Source organism: bacterium (assembly GCA_026414725.1).
Classification (GTDB): Bacteria; Ratteibacteria; UBA8468; order B48-G9; family JAFGKM01; genus JAAYXZ01.
The window spans coordinates 1-18641 of the sequence record JAOAIL010000023.1; the positions used below are offsets into that span (position 1 = coordinate 1).

18 protein-coding genes and 1 tRNA gene are annotated in these 18641 nt (G+C 35.2%); 11 read left to right on the top strand and 8 right to left on the bottom strand.

Annotated features, from left to right (window positions below; translation table 11 throughout):
* The 6 genes from N3D17_06785 to N3D17_06810 all read right to left on the bottom strand — a co-directional run.
* Positions 1-575, bottom strand: a 575-nt coding sequence (locus N3D17_06785; GenBank protein ID MCX8083078.1) for an RnfABCDGE type electron transport complex subunit A, incomplete at its 3' end; no start/stop codon positions are given.
* 5 nt (positions 576-580) lie between these two features.
* The gene (locus tag N3D17_06790; protein ID MCX8083079.1) at positions 581-1183 is read right to left on the bottom strand and encodes an electron transport complex subunit E; all 603 of its coding nucleotides are present in this window, start codon (positions 1181-1183) and stop codon (positions 581-583) included.
* Positions 1184-1263: 80 nt separating this feature from the next.
* Complete coding sequence (locus tag N3D17_06795) at positions 1264-1800, bottom strand: RnfABCDGE type electron transport complex subunit G (GenBank protein ID MCX8083080.1); 537 nt, start codon at positions 1798-1800, stop codon at positions 1264-1266.
* A 119-nt stretch (positions 1801-1919) separates the two neighbouring features.
* Positions 1920-2846 (bottom strand): RnfABCDGE type electron transport complex subunit D, encoded by a 927-nt coding sequence (locus N3D17_06800; GenBank protein MCX8083081.1) that lies wholly within the window; start codon positions 2844-2846, stop codon positions 1920-1922.
* Entirely contained in the window at positions 2843-4147 is a 1305-nt protein-coding gene (gene rsxC, locus N3D17_06805) for an electron transport complex subunit RsxC (GenBank protein MCX8083082.1), read from the bottom strand. The genes N3D17_06800 and rsxC overlap by 4 nt, the downstream gene beginning before the upstream one ends.
* Positions 4148-4150: 3 nt before the next feature.
* Positions 4151-5365, bottom strand: coding sequence for a 2,3-bisphosphoglycerate-independent phosphoglycerate mutase (locus N3D17_06810; GenBank protein MCX8083083.1), 1215 nt, complete (start codon positions 5363-5365; stop codon positions 4151-4153).
* 133 nt (positions 5366-5498) lie between these two features.
* On the opposite strand from N3D17_06810, the gene rsmI reads away from it, so the two are divergent.
* Genes rsmI through N3D17_06825 form a run of 3 tightly spaced genes read left to right on the top strand, consistent with a single transcriptional unit; the run spans position 5499 to position 8108 of the window.
* On the top strand, positions 5499-6167 hold the full coding sequence (gene rsmI / locus N3D17_06815; protein ID MCX8083084.1) for a 16S rRNA (cytidine(1402)-2'-O)-methyltransferase: 669 nt from the start codon (positions 5499-5501) through the stop codon (positions 6165-6167).
* A 1-nt stretch (position 6168) separates the two neighbouring features.
* Positions 6169-6876: a SurA N-terminal domain-containing protein gene (locus tag N3D17_06820; GenBank protein ID MCX8083085.1), complete on the top strand. Its 708-nt coding sequence runs from the start codon at positions 6169-6171 to the stop codon at positions 6874-6876.
* 14 nt (positions 6877-6890) lie between these two features.
* Complete coding sequence (locus tag N3D17_06825; protein MCX8083086.1) at positions 6891-8108, top strand: DUF1015 domain-containing protein; 1218 nt, start codon at positions 6891-6893, stop codon at positions 8106-8108.
* Between the two features lie 86 nt (positions 8109-8194).
* On the opposite strand, the gene N3D17_06830 is transcribed toward N3D17_06825, so the two are convergent.
* Entirely contained in the window at positions 8195-8542 is a 348-nt protein-coding gene (locus tag N3D17_06830) for an RNA-binding protein (protein MCX8083087.1), read from the bottom strand.
* Between the two features lie 302 nt (positions 8543-8844).
* On the opposite strand from N3D17_06830, the gene N3D17_06835 reads away from it, so the two are divergent.
* The 6 genes from N3D17_06835 (at position 8845) to N3D17_06860 (ending at position 12905) form a co-directional block, all read left to right on the top strand.
* Positions 8845-9900: a PEGA domain-containing protein gene (locus N3D17_06835; GenBank protein ID MCX8083088.1), complete on the top strand. Its 1056-nt coding sequence runs from the start codon at positions 8845-8847 to the stop codon at positions 9898-9900.
* A gap of 175 nt (positions 9901-10075) precedes the next feature.
* Positions 10076-10486 carry a large-conductance mechanosensitive channel protein MscL gene (mscL, locus tag N3D17_06840; GenBank protein MCX8083089.1) on the top strand — a complete coding sequence of 137 codons (411 nt, stop codon included), beginning with the start codon at positions 10076-10078 and terminating at the stop codon, positions 10484-10486.
* Between the two features lie 209 nt (positions 10487-10695).
* Positions 10696-11088 carry a secondary thiamine-phosphate synthase enzyme YjbQ gene (locus N3D17_06845; protein ID MCX8083090.1) on the top strand — a complete coding sequence of 131 codons (393 nt, stop codon included), beginning with the start codon at positions 10696-10698 and terminating at the stop codon, positions 11086-11088.
* A 67-nt stretch (positions 11089-11155) separates the two neighbouring features.
* Complete coding sequence (locus tag N3D17_06850; protein MCX8083091.1) at positions 11156-11701, top strand: macro domain-containing protein; 546 nt, start codon at positions 11156-11158, stop codon at positions 11699-11701.
* The gene (locus tag N3D17_06855) at positions 11688-12785 is read left to right on the top strand and encodes a hypothetical protein (protein ID MCX8083092.1); all 1098 of its coding nucleotides are present in this window, start codon (positions 11688-11690) and stop codon (positions 12783-12785) included. The genes N3D17_06850 and N3D17_06855 overlap by 14 nt, the downstream gene beginning before the upstream one ends.
* Before the next feature lie 38 nt (positions 12786-12823).
* Positions 12824-12905, top strand: a tRNA-Leu gene (locus tag N3D17_06860).
* Between the two features lie 29 nt (positions 12906-12934).
* On the opposite strand, the gene N3D17_06865 is transcribed toward N3D17_06860, so the two are convergent.
* Complete coding sequence (locus N3D17_06865) at positions 12935-13516, bottom strand: site-specific integrase (protein ID MCX8083093.1); 582 nt, start codon at positions 13514-13516, stop codon at positions 12935-12937.
* Positions 13517-13763: 247 nt separating this feature from the next.
* Between N3D17_06865 and N3D17_06870 the strand changes: the two genes are divergently transcribed.
* Both N3D17_06870 and N3D17_06875 read left to right on the top strand, forming a co-directional pair.
* Positions 13764-17075: a helicase-related protein gene (locus tag N3D17_06870; protein MCX8083094.1), complete on the top strand. Its 3312-nt coding sequence runs from the start codon at positions 13764-13766 to the stop codon at positions 17073-17075.
* Positions 17075-18641, top strand: a 1567-nt coding sequence (locus tag N3D17_06875; protein ID MCX8083095.1) for a DUF1156 domain-containing protein, incomplete at its 3' end; no start/stop codon positions are given. The genes N3D17_06870 and N3D17_06875, both read left to right, overlap by 1 nt.

Here is an 18641-nt window from a genome sequence, read left to right on the forward strand (position 1 = left end):
AACTTAAATAGACCTTTGAAGCCGAGGAATGCCAAACTCATAAGTCCTGTAAGGATGAATGCAATGGGAACCCCTCTGAAAGCAGGTGGGATAGGTGCTGTGTCCAATGACTCTCTTATGGATGCAAGAAGGATTATGACAACACAGTAGCCCATAGAAATACCGAATGAAAATACAACATTCTGTATGAAGTTGAATTTATAATCAATACCTAAAAATGCAGCAGCAAGTATGGCACAGTTTGTTGTAATAAGTGGTAGATATATACCGAATGCTTTATAAAGTGCAGGAACCTTTTTCCTTATAATAATCTCTTCAAACTGGACAAAAGAGGCAATAGTAAGTATAAATGCAGTGGTTCTCAGATACTCTAAATGGAATGGGATTAAAAGATATTGATAGACCGCCCAGCTGATACTGCATGCCATTATAGTCACAAAAACCACTGCTATACCCATACCTGCGGATGACTTAAGATTGGTTGATATCCCTATAAATGAACATAGTCCTAAAAATCTTATCAAAAGGATGTTGTTTATAATAAATGCAGAAAGAAATATAAGCCCTAAATTCATTTCGTTTAACATCTTTTTCTTCTCCCTATACTTTTTCTAAAAGCAATAAGAAACCCGATGACAAAAAACGCACCTGGTGGCATAATCATTATAAGAAATGGCTTATAGTTTTCTCCAAATATCTTTATTCCCAAAAGGGTCCCCTGTCCTGGTAGTTCCCTTAATGTTGCTATGATAACAATCGCAAGTGTAAAACCCAGCCCCATACCAAGCCCGTCAAGTGCAGAGTTAAAGATATTGTTTTTTGAAGCAAATGCTTCTGCTCTCCCGAGTATGATACAGTTTACTACCATAAGTGGCAGATATACACCGAGGTTTCTATGGAGTTTTGGAAGATATGCAGCAAGTGAGTAGTCAGCAATGGTAACAAATGTTGCAATAACGACGATGAACACAGGTATTCTGATATGTGATGGAACAAACCTTCTTATAAGTGAAACAGTAATATTTGCTCCTGTAAGGACAAAGATAAAAGCAATTCCCATACCGAGTGCATCTTTCAAGGATGATGAAACCGCAAGTAGTGGACATAATCCAAGCATAAGGAAAAATATAGGATTTTCTTTCCAGATTCCCGCGAACAAGTTTTTGGGTTCTATCAGTTTCATTTTTATACCTTTATTCTCTTTACTCTATCTCACTCTCCCTTGAGGGGAGAGGGTACTGGGTGAGAGTGTTATAGAAAAACTTATTTCACACCACTCTCTGCCCTTATCTTTTCCTGTATTTTCAGTATGCCATCAGATACCGCTTTTGATGATATTGTCGCACCTGTTATAGCATCTATCCTGCCTTCCTTATTATATTTCTTAAGATATAGTTCATTCCCTGACTTTCCTGTAAACTGGTCAAGAAAAGATTTTTCTGTTATTTTAGTTCCAAGTCCTGGTGTCTCTGATTGTTCAAGTATTCTTACTCCTTTAATCTTACCCTCTGTGTCAAATCCAACTTTAATTACAATAGGACCACCATAGCCCGCCTGAACAATATGGTATATCCTGCCAAGAGTTTTTTTCTCTCCATCATAAACAGAGATATATTCTTTTTCTTCTACAAATTCCACACCTTCAGGAAATATCTCTCTGTATAGTTTTTGTTCTTCCATTTTTTTCTGTTCGTCAATTTTGGGCTTGGTTATCTTATATACCTGTGCAAGCAGATAACCCGACAGTGTAGTTATTATTAAAGTTACAACCAGTCCTGTTATAACATCTTTCTTTTTCATCGTATAATTCCTATCCTTCCCTCTCCCTTGAGGGGAGAGGGTGCAGAGTGAGGGTGAGACATTTTCTTAAGTTATCACCCTTCTTTCACTTTTCCCCTTAATAGTAAGAGAACTACATTTTATTTTTTCACTGCTCCAAATTTTTTAGGCAGTGTGTATTTATCTATCAGGGGGACAAACATATTCATAAATATTATGGAGTATGCAACCCCTTCAGGATAACTTCCTTTAAGCCGTATCAATGAGGTAATTATACCACAACCAATTCCAAAGATGATCTTCCCTTTTGGTGTTATGGGAGAGGTTACATAATCAGTAGCCATAAAGAATGCACCGAGTATTAGCCCTCCTGCAAGTATATGGAAAACCGGATTCTGTCCTGAAATTCCTGTAATAACTGCCACAGTAAGTATATAAGAAACAGGTATATGCCAGGTTATAATTCTTCTTGAAAGAAGAAAGATTGCTCCTATAAGAAGCAAAAGTATACTTGTTTCACCGAGGCATCCAGCCCTGTTACCTATAAACATATCCCAGAGTGAAGGTAGTTGTCCTCCTATCCCTTCTTTTAAAATCCCTAATGGTGTCGCAGTAGTTATTGCATCAACCCTGTATGATAAAGGTACTACAAACTGTGTCATCTCCAAAGGAAAAGATACAGTAAGGATTGCCCTTGCAGCCAGTGCAGGATTGAATATATTAAATCCAATTCCTCCGAAGAGTTCTTTTACAAGAAATATCGCGAGAAAACCACCTATTCCTGCCATCCATAGAGGAATAGAGGGTGGCAGAACAAAAGCAAGTAAAATTCCTGTAACGACAGAACTTCCATCAAATGTTTTAATCTTTCTATAGAAAACAAGATAACTAAAAACTTCTCCAATATAACAGGAGATAATACAGGTAAGTATTACCATAAGTGCAGAAGGACCAAAAAAATAAATACTCCCTAGAGCCGCAGGCAATAGAGATATAACTACACTCCACATAATCTTTTTTGTTGTTTCGCTACTATGTATATGTGGTGAACTTTTCAATTCTGTCATTTTGTTCCTGCCTTTCTTATCTCTGCTTTTGCCCATTTAAAAAGGTCCACCATCGGCCTTTTTGCAGGACATATATAACTACAGCAACCACATTCAATACAGTCAACAACATTGAAATCCACACACCTTTCCCATCTCTGATTTTCTGCATATTTACCCAGTTCTGCAGGCACAAGTCGCATTGGACACACCTCAACACACTTACCACATCTTATACAGGGTTGAATCTCTTCAGGAAGTAACTCTTCAGAGAGAATGAGTATACCGGAAGTTCCTTTTATTACAGGAATATCGGCTGTATATATCTGTATACCCATCATAGGACCCCCGAGAATTACCTTTAACCCATCTTTTACTTCAACACCACAGTACTCAAGAATTTTTGATACAGGTGTACCAATTCTTACTCTTAAATTTTCAGGGTTTTTTATCCGTCCTGTCACTGTTAAAACTCTCTCAATAAGTGGTTTGCTTTCACAAACCGCATCTCTTATTGCAGCTGCTGTCTGGACATTAAAAACCACACAGCCAACATCTATGGGAAGTCCGCCAGAAGGAACTTCTTTATTCAATATGGACTTTATAAGATGTTTTTCACTTCCCTGTGGATATTTTTCTGGCAAGACCTTTATTTCAATAGATATATCTGTACTGAATTTATTTAAGGTATTTTTTAATAATTTTATAAGGTCTTTCTTATTACTCTCTATTCCTACATATCCCCTATCTACTCCGAGTGTTTTGCATATAATAAGTAGCCCTTCTATTACCCTCTCTGCCTCTTCTTTCATTACCCGGTAGTCAGCCGTTAGAAATGGTTCACATTCACAACCATTGAGAATTACACAATCTGCTTTTTTACCCGGAGGTATAGTAAGTTTTACAGAAGAAGGGAAAGCAGCACCTCCCATCCCTACAATACCTGAATTTCTTACTATAGATATTATTTCTTCTACCTTAAGTTCCTGCCAGTTTCTATTTGTTAACTCAACGGGTATATCTTTACCATCGTTTTCTATTACTATGGCAGGACTTATTCTGCCACCCGGTAATGGACAATTTTCTATCCCTGTTACAACCCCAGAGATACTTGAATGAACAGCACTACTGATAAAACCAGCATTCTCACCTATAAGTTGCCCTTTAAGAACTACATCACCTTTTTTTACTACTGGTTTTGAAGGTATACCTGTATGCTGAGAAAGCGGTATAACAGCCCTTTCGGGTGCGGGAAAATCCTTTATTGTTCTCTCTTTACTTATCTCTTTAAAATCAATAAGTTTGATGCCGCCTTTAAACATTTTTTATGCCCCAAATTTGTCAAGTTTCAGTGCATATGCAAGTAATAGATACATAATCTCTTTTGAATAAATCCTGCCCAATATCCCTTTTGCACATTCTCGTTCTGTAAATCTCTGTGCCTCATCTGGTATAGCATATGGTGAGTTTATCATAACTGGTAATGGATGCCATGAGTGAGATTTCAGTAATGCAGGTGTTGAGTGGTCACCTGTTATTGCTATAGCCCCAAACTTCATATCTTTTATCTTACTGAGATGCTGGTCCACTTCTTCAATAATTTTTACCTTATTTTCAAAGTTCCCATCTTCTCCGTAACTATCTGTCTTCTTTATATGAACGAAAAAGAAATCATACTTGTTGTAGATTTCCTGCAGAGCATTTATTTCACTTTCAATTGTCTCACAACCGGTTATTATATCCATTCCCACGACTTTTGATACACCCTTATACATCGGATATGTTGCAATACAAACAGCATTTAATTTATATTTTTCACTGAACCCTTTTATATTGGGAAGTTGTGATATTCCTCTGAACAACAATCCTTTGGCTTTTGTATCTACATTCTTTAAAACTTCCATCACCTGTTTTTCAAGTTCCCTTAAAACTTCTGCTGTTTTCTCTGATGCTCTGTCAAGCGCCTTTATAGGTCTCAATGGTTGTCCTTCTTTTTGGGGGTCATTTTCTGAAACTGAAGGAGAAAGTCCACTTCCTTTAAGCACAATTGCACATCTATGCTCTTTCACTGTACATATAGAAACTTTTACACCTTTTATTTCTTTTATTTTCTCTGATATAAGAGCAACCATCTTTTGATTTTCTTCAGTTGAAATTCTACCAGACCTCCTGTCAAGCACTATCCTTTCAGGGCTTACTGTAGCAAAATTCCCTCTGATGGCTATATCCTCTTTTTCTACTGGTGCACCTATTCCTAAACATTCAAGTACACCTCTACCTATCTGTACTTCTATAGGGTCATATCCAAAGAGTGCAATATGTCCTGGACCACTGCCAGGTGTAATTCCATTAAGAACAGGTATAGTAAGTCCACAGGAACTCTTTGATGCCATTCCATCCAGGAAAGGAGTATGTGCTGTTTCAAGCTCTGTTTTACCTGTTTCAGGATGTGGTAGTCCACCAATCCCATCCATAACTAAAAGTAATATTTTACTTTCTGTTTTTTTAATTATTCCAGGAAGAATTTTTTCATAATCCATAGTACACTCTCCCTTTGAAAAAAATTCCTGTTTAGTTTATAATTTATTATTCATAAAGTCAATAAATTTTTAGAAACTTTCTCTTTACAGAAGAATGGCAGGATAAGAGCGAAACTTTTATACTTTTAATTTAATGCTATATATTATTGCAACACCCATAGGAAATTTAGAAGATATTACATTCAGGGCAGTAAATGTCCTGAAAAATGTAGATATTATCCTCTGTGAGGATACGAGAGAAGCAATAAAAATTCTAAATCGTTTTGATATAAAGAAACCCCTTTTAAGTTATTATAAAGACAATGAAAGATACCGGTTGAAAAAAGCCGTTGAGTTTCTTAAAGAAGGTAGAGATGTAGCTCTTATCTGTGACAGAGGAACTCCCGGTGTTTCAGACCCAGCATATTTATTGGTAAGAGAAGCTCACAGGAATAATATTCCGGTAAGTCCTGTACCAGGACCATCAGCTCTTACCGCTGCTATGTCTGTATGTGGATTACCAACAGACAGGATTGTTTTTTATGGTTTTTTACCGAAGAAGAAAGGAAAAAAAAGAAAGGTAATAGAAGAATTAAATGAAAGAGAAGAAACAGTTATTTTTTATGAGTCAGTACACCGTATTAAAGAAACATTGGAATTTATTAAAGAGATATTCCCCTCTGATAGAGAAATGACTCTATGCAGAGAACTTACAAAAAAATTTGAGGAAATAAGAATAGGGACTATTTCAGAAATATGGGAGTATTATAAAGAAAAAGAAGTAAAAGGTGAATTTGTAATAATAATAAGGGGGAACAAATAAAATGGTTATGAAATTTTTTAGAAAAAAGCGGAATATGAAGATTATTCTCTGGGTTATTGCTATATTAATAATTCCTGGTTTTATATGGTGGGGGGTTGGAATAGGAGGAGATAAAGGACAGTACTATGCTGCCAGAGTTAACAGAGAGTATATCACTCTAAGGGACTATTATAAAGAACTTGGTAGAATAGACGAACAATACAGAAAGATATTTGGAGATAAGGCATCCGAACTTCTAAAAGGACTAAATATTGAACAGGGGGTACTGGAAAGTATGATAAGAGAAAGATTACTTCTTCAGGAAGCAAGAAAAAGGAGGATAAAAGTATTTAACAATGAAATAGTAGAGGTAGTAAAATCCGACCCTGTATTCCTTGATGAAAAAGGACGATTTGATGAACAAAAATTCAGAACGGTTATCTCTTCTTATAGCCCTGAAGAATTAAGGAAAATAGAAGAAGAGATAAAAAAGAAAATTATAATAGAAAAACTAAAAGAGATGGTTGTTTCTGAAGCCAATATCTCCATAACAGATGCGGAAGTAGAAAAATATATAAAAGATAATCAATTAAAGGATAAAGATAGGGAGCTTATCAAGAGAAACTTATTGTGGCGTAAAAGAGAGGACTATTTCAATCAGTGGTATACAGATAGAAGAAAAAACTCAAAAGTAATGGTATATATCTCTTTTAATAAATCTGTCCAATAACATAAAGGGAACTTATGGTAGAGATAAAACCTTTCCGTGGCTATAGATATAATATTGAAAAGGTAAAAGATATAAGCAGGGTTATTGCTCCTCCATGGGATATTATTGACAATCAGATGGAAGAACATCTTTTAAAATCCTCTCCTTTCAATATCATAAATCTCATATCTAAAAATTATAATCCTGATAATGTGAAAAAAATTTTTGATAGATGGAGAGAAGAAAGTATTTTAAAAGAAGACATAGATGAGTGCTTATATTTTATGAAGCATAGGTTCAAATGGGATGGAAAAGAATACACGAGAAAAGGAATCTTTACTCTTCTCCATCTGGAGGACTTTACAACAGGCAATGTCATCCCGCATGAGAAAATATTTGAAAAACATTCTATAAATCGCTATCAACTTATAAAAATATGCAGAACAAATTTTTCACCTGTCTTTATGTTATATCAGGACAGAGATTCTGCTATAGAACACATAATAGACAGGTCAACAATTATCTCAAAAGGTTATATATCAGATAGAGAAGAATTTGAGTTTGGAATTATCAAAAATGAGATAAATCACATTAAAAATATTATAACACCAGGTAAACTTATTATCGCAGATGGACATCACAGATATAATGCGGCACTTAAATATTATAAAGAAAACCCTTCTGAAGAGAACAGTTTTGTTCTTGTATTTCTGGTAAATATAAACTCACCAGATGTTTTAATACTCCCCACACACAGATATTTCTCTTCTGGTATCTCATTCAATAACCGTTTTGATGTATTCCAGCGATACTTTCATATTAAAGAGGTATCTGATTTAAAAACAATGACTGATTCAATGGCATTGAGAAAAGACAATACCTTTGGGATATATGAATCCGGCAGATTTTACATAATAACCCTGAAAGATATAAATGAGGTAAAGAAATATCTATCTGGAAAACTCTCTGACAGGTATATAAAACTTGATACAGTAATACTCCATCAGTTTATTTTGCCACATATTTTTGAAAGTCAACCGGATGAAGTTATATACCACCAGTTACCTGAATATCTGTTGGAAGAGTATAAGAAAAGAGAAAACGGTGTGATTTTCTTCCTTAATGCAGTAAAAAAACAGCATTTCCTTGATATCTGTTTTAATGGTGAACTTATGCCTCAGAAAACCACATATTTCTATCCCAAAGTTCCATCAGGTTTGGTTATCTACAAATTTCCTCATAAGAATTTATAAATAACAATCCTCCAGAGATTATCTACATCTCAAATTCTTCTCACTCCATTCGTGGAGGGAAATGTAAATGAAGGAAATCTGAGCAATTAATATCTTGCTCTTCTATCTCTGCTGAATCCACCTTTCCTACCACCAAAACCACTTCTTTCTCTGAATCCAGAATGTCCTGTCCTTTCTCTCGGTGGATTGGCTTTATTTACAGTAAGTTTCCTGCCATTTAGTTCCTGTCCGTTCAGTGCTTCAACTGCCTGTTGCAGAACTGCTTCTGACTGTACTTCCACAAAACCAAAACCTTTCGGTCTACCTGTATACTTATCTGTAATAAGCACAACACTCGTCGTTTCTATTCCCTTTTCAGAAAAGAAGTTTTTAAGTTCATCTTCTGTTGTATCATAATTCAGATTTCCCACATACAACTTATGTTTCTGTTCCATTTCTCAAAGTCCTCTCTTTTTTACTTCCTTTTAAGGAAGTATATTGTTTTCTATTTAACTACCTACTGACAAACATTTTTCTATAGTTCCTCCTTTCCTGTATAAAGGCACAGGGTTTTTCAGACAGAGGCGGGGTATCAGAAATGATATCTCGCTGTCAGAATAAAATTATTATATCATAAATAAATCAAATGTCCAGAAAATCTTTATAAACACTGTTTGACTTATTTGACTTATCTGATAGATAATATAAAATGGGAAAGCAGGGAGATTAAAATCTCTCTCTGACAAAGGAAGAAGATATGCGGAGATTTCTAATGATACTTGGATTTTTAATCCTGAGTTGTGGAATATTATTCGCTCAGGAAGGGTTTTTAAGGGTAACGAGTATTCCTGATGGTGTTAGTATAGAAATAGAAGGTAAAAATATAGGGAAGACACCTCTCCTTACCACACTTAAACCAGGTGTTTATATTCTTAAAGCAAATCTTATGGGCTATGCAACAAACTCACAGGAAGTAAAGATTGTGGAGAATGAAGTTACTATAGTACAGATAAACATGACTAAAGAAACTCAGAAAAAAGAGGTAGCTGTAAGTGAACCCAAAGGAATAAAATGGACAGGTAATCTTACAGTCATTACAGACCTTGAAAATACAACTATATATCTTGATGGAATTAAAGTTACAGAAGTTCCTCCTGTTACAATTAAAGACATTCCTATAGGAATTCATACAATAATTCTTGTCAGTGGTGACTATGCTGATTCTGCTCGTGTAATGGTTCAAAAAGGAAAAACATCTGTTTTGAAACACTCCTTTGCTGAAATAAAAGAAGCAGGTAAGAGATGGTTACCACGGGTGTATAGTGAAAGAGCAGAACAGGAACGACAGGCAAAGGAAAAAGCAGTAGAATTAGAAAAGAAAAGGCAGGCACTCCCTGCAAAAATAGTTCTTAAACTAACCAATCCTGCCCTTTCTGATTCATCACAACAGGACACCTCAATTAAATTGTGGGGGGAGAGTGATTTAGTAGAAGTTTCATTCCAGTACAAAAAATCAGGAGAGACAGCATGGAATACAAGAACACTCAGTTCAAAGAAAACATCAGAGGAATCATTCACACTTGAAAAAGGACCTTATGATGTCCAGTTCATAGCAACCCATTATAAAGAACCTACAGGTGTTTTAAACATAATTATTGGGTCTAAAAAAGAGAAAGTAAAGGAATATAAAGAATCTGGTATGAAATATGAGTTTAAACCGGATACACAATATACCTTTAATATCATATATGATGGAAAAACATCTTTCTCTTATAAGGTTGAAGAGAAACCACTGAATACAATTATTGAATAAGGTATAAGTATAGTATTTTTGTTGATCACTATTATAAGGAGGGGGATAAAGTTTCTTTCTTCACATCCCCCTTAAGATGAGAGGATATCCTTTATTTCCCTCGCCCTTCAGGGAATAGGGACAGAGTGAGTAAAATAGATAGGCAAAAAGCGGGGAAATTCATAAGGAGGATTTTATGAAAGGAATCATAAGAGAGTTTAGGGAATTTGCCGTAAAAGGGAATATGATAGATATGGCTGTAGGTATCATCATAGGTGCAGCGTTTGGCAAAGTAGTATCATCCCTCGTAAGTGATGTTATTATGCCTCCTCTTGGTGCATTACTTGCAGGAGTTGACTTTACCAATCTTGCTATTACTTTAAGACAGGCAACTTATGATAAACCAGCAGTTCTTTTACACTACGGGAGGTTTATACAAGCAATGGTTGATTTTATCATCGTTGCCTTTGCTATATTTCTTCTGGTAAAAGGAGTAAACAAACTCAGAAGGGCACAGGAAACACCTCCTCCACCGCCACCCCCTTCAAAGGAAGAAATACTACTTGCAGAAATTCGGGATATTCTTAAAGGGCAAAAACAGGTATAAGAGGAGATTAATCTTACTGTAGAAGAACAGCAAGTTTTTCCCTCTCCCTTGAGGGACTTGTTAATTCCCCCCTCCCTCAGAGGGGAGGGGATTAAGGGGAGGGTGAAACCTCTTCCTATACCCTCCACCCCCACCTATATCCTCCCCCTCATATGGGTAGGAATTGTCTCTTCTCTCCCCTGAGGAGCAAAATATGATAAAATATACCTATGGAAAGGATAACAGTCAAAACCACCAGACGTCAGGAATTTATTGAGATAACACATCTGATTGAAGATACTGTAAGAAAATCCAGTGTAAAAAGTGGTATCTGCCATATATTTGTTCCTCATACTACCTGTGGACTTACAATAAATGAAAATGCAGACCCATCTGTGAAAGCAGATATACTGTCAAAACTTGAACAACTTATTCCTGAAAGTGGAAAATATAGCCATTCCGAAGGGAATTCAGATGCCCATATAAAGTCAAGTATATTAGGACATTCCCTTTCTATAGTAGTGGAAGATGGCTCATTACAACTCGGTACCTGGCAGGGCATCTTCCTCTGTGAGTTTGATGGTCCACGTACCCGTCAGGTCTGGATAAAGATTATTTCCTGATAGAAGTTGCATAAAAATCCTCCACTGTTAATTGTAGATTCCCATAGAATGATATAAAATAAACTTTATGGATGTAGAAAAAACCAATGTAATAATAGAGTGCAGGGTAGGGGATATAACCGCACAGGATAGTTTTGATGCAGTTGTTAATGCTGCCAATGCCCAACTTGCTCCAGGGGGTGGTGTTGCAGGAGCAATTCATAGAAAAGCAGGACCAGAATTATATGAAGAGTGTAAAAAATTAGCACCTATCCAGACAGGCGAAGCAGTTATTACAAAAGGATATAAACTTTCCAACCTTTATGTTATCCATACACTCGGACCTGTATATTACAGAGAAAAAAATCCTGCTGAAAAACTTGCTTTATGTTATAGAAACTGCCTGAAAGTTGCAGAAGAGAAAGGACTTTCTTCAATTGCTTTCTGTGCCATATCTACAGGTGCCTTCGGCTATCCACTAAAGGAAGCAGCAGAAATAGCAATAAAAACAGTCATTAATGAAATTACTAATCTCAAATCATTAAAAAAAATCAGATTTGTCCTTTACGATGATAAAACACTATCCGTTTTTGAAGAAGTATTAAAGAGAGAATCTGAAAATGAAAAAATATAAATTTCCTGAACCGGATGTTAATGAATTTAAAAATATCTTACTGAGAAAAACAAAAGGAAGCAGGGTACATTCTATGGAATTACATATAGACAATGACATAATAAGTTTTCTCTGGGAAAACTATCTCGGAAAAGAATGGATTGAGCCAGTTGACTATGAAACAAAAAAGAAATCTTTGAAGAATATCGTTGAACTTTATAGAATGCTTGGTTTTGATGTAGTCCGTTTGTATTCTTCTTTTAGATTTGATTCAAATATCATTTTCCCGAGAAAAGAGATACCAGTGAGAGATACTGCTGCTCTTTCACAGGGTGAAAGAAGATGGGCTGATGAGCATGAAGGAATTATTAAAAACTGGGACGATTTTTATAACTATCCCTGGCCTGAACCAGAAAAAGTGAATACATGGGTGTTTGAATATCTAAGCGAGATTCTACCTTCAGATATGGGAATTTTTCTCTGCCTTTCTCAGGGACCTTTTGAAATCCTTATGTTTCTTCTGGGATTTGAAAACCTATGTTACCTGATGTATGAAGATGAAAAACTTGTCTCAGAGATGGCTGAAAAAATTGGAAGTATTATTTATGAAACAAATAAAAGATTCCTGAATATTGATAAAATTATCGGTATCTTTCAGAGTGATGATATGGGTTTTAAGACACAGACACTTGTTTCACCAGAATTTCTTAAAAAGTATACACTTCCCTGGCATAAAAAATTATCAGACCTCTGTCATAAAAACAATAAGCATTATGTTATACATTCCTGTGGAAATTTAGAACAACTGATGGACTATCTGATAGAAGAAGTAAAAATAGATGCCAGACACTCATTTGAAGATGAGGTTATGCCTGTTATACAATTCAAACAAAAATATGGTGAAAGAGTAGGAATTATAGGTGGTGTTGATGTTGGAAAACTATGTACTCTCAAGGAAGATGAATTAAGAAAATATGTTAGAAATATACTTGAGAATTGTGCTGGTTCAGGATATATCCTCGGTTCAGGCAACTCTATAGCAAACTATGTCCCTCCTGAAAACTTTCTTATAATGCTTGATGAGGGGTATAGATTTCGTCTATAATTGCCCTTCCTCTTAACAGAGTATAAAATATATATTACGCGAGGGTGGCGGAACTGGCAGACGCGCTGGACTTAGGATCCAGTGGGGTTTCCCATGGGGGTTCAACTCCCCCCCCTCGCAAGTCATTAATAATCAAATACTTACAAAAATTATTTACCGACATTTTCATCCACCAGTTTATCAAAGTGTGCCAAAAGTGTGCCACTTTTTTCTGTAAGTTTTAAAAAATCTTCATTCCTAAAATGTATGTAATGGTATGTCATATCCAGTGTCTTTTGCCCCAGAAGAAACCTTATCAAATCCGGGTCCACGCCTGCTAGTCTCATCCATGTAGCGAATGTATGCCGGGTCCCATGAAGTACTCCCTTTATACCTGTTGCTTTTTTTATCTTATCCCATGTACATCTGAGTTTTTCTCCTGTCAGGGGGTTACCATCATCGTCTGTAAATACAAAATCTTCTGGGTTTTTCCCTGCACATCGGCTGAGTATTATTTGTCTTGTTAGTTCAAACGGCACGGGATATTCCTGGAATAAATGGCTTTTTTCTCTGGTAATTTTTATAAGAACTTTTCCCTCGTCGCTGACAATTATATCCTTAACTCTTATCCCCAGTGCCTCACCTCGTCTGAAACCGGTTGTAAGCAGAAATGAAAAAAAGTCAGCAAACCAGCGAATACCAAACTTTCTACAGGTATCAAGGATTTTTTTGAACTCCTCTTCGGTATATATTCCCCTTCCATTTAGTGTAGATGCAAAAGCACTATCTATCCTCGTCCTTTTTATAATACTTGCACCTACATATTTACTAAAATTTTAGAATATCATTATTTCCAAAACAAGTGTTTTCTTCTGGATAAATCAGATGTTTCTTATAGGATGTATATTCTAAATACCTTCCTTTGTCATTATATAGATTTTTTATGCCTTAATAAAATTATTGAAAACATTTAGGTTAAACTATATAATAGAATTCAGAATGGAAATAAAAGACGGAGATATTATAGAAGGGTATTTTTGGCCAGAGCCGGTAGAAGTAAAGAATGTTGAGATGATAGGAGGATTCGTTCGTATTATTGGAGCCACATTATATTCCAATACACATATAGACCAATTGCTGCCTACCACTGAAGTTGAAAATATTAAACAAAAAAGATTTATAAGAGATTTTACTGCTAATTCGGAAGAGATGTTTTTAGCATTGGAAGGACAGAGATATAAAAATGCTTCACTTTTTGACCCCCTACTGGCAATGAATGTCTCAAAGATAGACCCATTACCTTTTCAGATAGAAGCAGTATATGGTTATATCCTGCAATTACCTCATATAAGGTATCTTATAGCAGATGACCCAGGAGCGGGTAAAACAATAATGGCTGGACTTATAATTAAAGAACTTAAAATACGTGGTATAGTCAAAAGGATTTTAATAATAGTTCCTGGACATCTTAAAGACCAGTGGATAAGAGAAATGAAAGAAAAGTTCCAGGAATCATTTGAAGTAATAGATAGAAACAAAATGAATACTACATATAGTGAAAATCCTTGGACAAAAGAAGACCAGGTTATTACCTCTATGGATTTTGCAAAACAAGAAGATATTTTACCCTCGCTTGCCAGTTCCGAATGGGACCTAACTATAATAGATGAAGCGCATAAGTTTACTGCATATAAATACGGAGACAAAATAGGTAAAAGTGAAAGATATAAATTAGGTGAAGTTCTTTCCAAAATATCGGAACACCTCTTATTTCTTACTGCAACCCCTCATAAAGGTGACCCAGAAAATTACAGATTATTTCTTGACTTACTTGCACCTGGTTTCTTTGCCAAAACAGAATTGATTGAAGAATCTATAAAAAATAGAGATAATCCTCTTTTCATAAGACGGCTAAAAGAGGATATGAAGGATTTTAATGGTAAACCCATATTTAAACCACGGCATACTTTCACATTAAAGTTCAATCTTTCGGACAAAGAAAAGAACCTGTATAACAATCTTTCCAGATATGTTGTAACAGAATATAACAAGGCAATAAATCTAAACGGTAAAAGAAATATCGCGTTTGCTCTTTTGATACTACAGCGTAGAATGGCATCCAGTACATATGCGTTATTACAGTCATTGAAACGGCGTAAAAACAGATTGTCTCAATATTTTTCTGAAATAGAACCTCCTTTACCACATACGAAAGCAATTAAAATTGAGGACTATGAAGATGCTGAAGAATCTGAAAGATGGAAGATTGAAAATGAATGGGAAACTATCTCTTTCGCTGAAACTAAAGAAGAATTGAAAAGAGAGATAGGAATAATAGACAATCTGATAAAAGAAGCAGAGCAGATTATATCAGAGGAATGCGAGAAGAAACTTATAGAATTAAAAAAATCCATTGATGAGGGCTTCAAAAAAATAAGAGAGGTAGGAAGTAGTGAAAAAATACTTATATTTACAGAATCACGAGACACTATGGAGTATTTATATCAGAAAATTCGTTCTTGGGGATATAGGGTAAATTTTATACATGGCGGAATGCCTCTTATTGAAAGAGTAGAGGCAGAAAAGATATTCAAGAATGAAACACAGATAATGGTTGCAACAGAAGCAGCAGGTGAGGGTATCAACCTTCAGTTCTGTAATATTATGATTAATTATGATATTCCATGGAACCCTAATAGATTAGAACAACGGATGGGTAGAATTCACCGATATGGTCAGCAATATGATGTATATATCTATAACCTTGTGGCTCAAGATACAAGAGAAGGAGAGGTTTTTGCGAAACTCTTTGATAAACTGGAAGAGATAAGAAGGGCTATGGGAAACGACAGGGTATTTGATATTATAGGAGAGGAACTCTTTGGCAAAAATTTATATCAACTTATTTGTGAGGCAGCCGCTGGCATACGGAGTTCAAAAGAAATAATAGAGGAGATAGACCTTCCTGTGGATGAAGAATATATAGCAAAAATAAAAGAATTATGCGGAGAAAGTTTAGCCACAAGATATATTGACTATTCAAGGATTAAAGAAATTTCTGAAAAAGCAAAGGAATATAAACTAATACCCGAATATATTGAAGAATTCTTTAAGAAGGGATTTATAAAAGCAGGAGGCAACTATAGAATAACCCATGATGGCTTTATCTCAATAGATTCCATACCATATGATATCCGTAACATAGGGAAAGAAACTGATTTTAAGAACAGATACGGACCACTTGCTAAATCATATAGTAAAATAACTTTTGACAAAGAGATTGCTTTTAAAAATTCAGATAGTGAATTTGTTTGTTTTGGACATCCACTATTTGAAGCACTCCTTGAATGGGTAAAAAGAACTTTTGCTATATCTTTACAAAAAGGGGCTGTTTTTACCGACCCGTCAGGCAGATATAATGGAACATTATGGTTTTTTGAAGGAGAAGTTAAAGATGGAAAAGGAGAAATCGCCGGTAAAAAACTTATGGCTATACTTGATAATGGAAAACAAATAACAGAAATTAATCCTGCTGTTATCTGGGATTTAGTTCCCACAACCAGTACATCCCCGCTTGTTTTAACTTTAAGAGAGGATGATGCAAAAAAAGTAATGATAGATGTTTTGAATAGATATAAAGAAGAACTTATTCAACAAAGAAAGAAGCAGGCAGAGATAAAAGAAAAATATGGTGTTAGATCTCTTGAATATCTTAGAAACAAAACAGATGCCGAACTCGTAGAATTATATGAACGTCATGAAAAAGGGGAAAAAGTTGACCTTCCCATATTAAACAAAAAAGAACGGCTTAATAGTTATAAAAGGGCGTTGACTGAACTTAAAAATCAGATTAGGTACGAAACCACTCTATCATTTACGATGCCAAAACTTATAGGATGTGTTTGTGTGGTAAGTAAAACAGAAAAGGGAATGGAAACAGATGAAGAGATAGAAAGAGTAGGAATGATGATAGCGATGGAATATGAAAAAAAATGTGGTAGAGTTCCTGTTGATGTATCAAAAGAAAACCTTGGATTTGATATAAGGTCTAAAGGCGAAAGAGAAACAAGATATATAGAAGTAAAGGCAAGAAGTGAAGAAGGAACAATAGCACTTACACCAAATGAATGGTTCAATGCTAAAAGATTTAGAGAAGAATACTGGCTATATATAATAGCAAATGCTTCAAAAAATCCTGAATTATACATTATAAATAACCCAGCAAAGATGTGCTTTCCAGAAGAAAAAATAGAGATTGTAAGATATTTAATCAAACCCGATGAATGGAAAAGTAAAGGGAAAAAGACATAATGGACAAAAGTAGAGAAGATAAGAGATTTATAGAAATGAGTTTCCCGGTAAAAGAAGTGAGTGAAATATCTGCAAAAGAGAAAAATATAAGGCATGGTCATATCTCTACTTTACATATATGGTGGGCAAGGCGGCCGCTGGCTTCTTCCAGAGCCACCTCTTATGCTGCACTTATTCCAGCATCTCAAAATGCTATTGAATGGAATAAAACAAAGAATTTTATTGTTGAATTATCCAAATGGGAAAACTCACTTAACTTCACAATTATAGAAAAAGCAAGAGAAGATATATTGAAAGCGAACAATGGTACTCCTCCTAAGGTATTAGACCCATTTGCAGGTGGTGGTTCTATTCCTCTTGAATGCCTACGGTTAGGTTGTGAGACATATGCCAGTGATTATAACCCTGTTGCCACATTGATTTTGAAATGCACCCTTGAATATCCACAAAAATATGGGAAACCTAAAATAGTAAAGAAAAAAACAGATGAAATATTTGATAGCATAGATAATCCATTACTTGCCGATGTAAAAAAATGGGGAGAATGGGTTTTAAATGAAGCAAAAAAAGAGATAGGAAAGTTTTATCCAAACGACCCTGATGGCTCTATTCCTGTTGGGTATATCTGGGCAAGAACAATAACCTGTCAAAATCCTTCCTGTAATGCAGAAATACCACTTATGAGACAATATTGGCTGGCAAGAAAAACAAATAAAAATGTCTCGCTCTATCCTTATATTGATGGTAAGAAGGTACAGTTTAAGATAGTAGGCACTGGCTATGAAAAAATGCCAGATGGTTTTAATCCCGAAAAAGGGACTGTCTCAAGGGCAATTGTTAATTGTCCTGTTTGTGGAACAACCATTGATGACAGGATAGTCAGAAAACTTTTTCAAGATAGTAAATCAGGGCAGAAAATGATAGCAGTTGTCTTGCATAATAACAATCGGCAGGGGAAATTTTATAGATTAGCCACAGAAAAAGACATTGATATATTTAGAAAAGCAGAAGAGTATCTTAAAAAAAAGAGAGAAAAACTTATGAAAGAATGGGGAGTAGACCCTGTCCCCGATGAGGATATGAATATAAATGACCCAACTACCGTTGCTGGAAGAGGATATGGTATAACAAAATGGGGAGACCTTTTTAACTCAAGGCAGAAACTTGTCTTAATTACTTTCACAGAAAAAGTAAGAAATGCCTACAAAAAAATGATAGAAGGAGGATATGACGAAGAATATGCAAAAGTAATAGTGAGTTATTTATCTCTTAATGTAGATAGAGTTTCTATATATCAAACAACCTTTGGTTATTGGCATAATACTAGAGAATTAGTCAATCCAGGAATGGGTAGACAAGCGTTAGCCATGACTTGGGATTATGTAGAGGGAAACTCATTTGGTGGAAATGCGGATTGGAAATCATCTTTAGAATGGCTTTTAAAAATAATTAAACATTGTTTTTTTTTCATACAAACTGATGTTTCAATTTCTCAATCTTCAGCTACATCTCTTCCTTATCCTGATAATTACTTTGATGCTGTTTTTACTGACCCCCCTTATTATG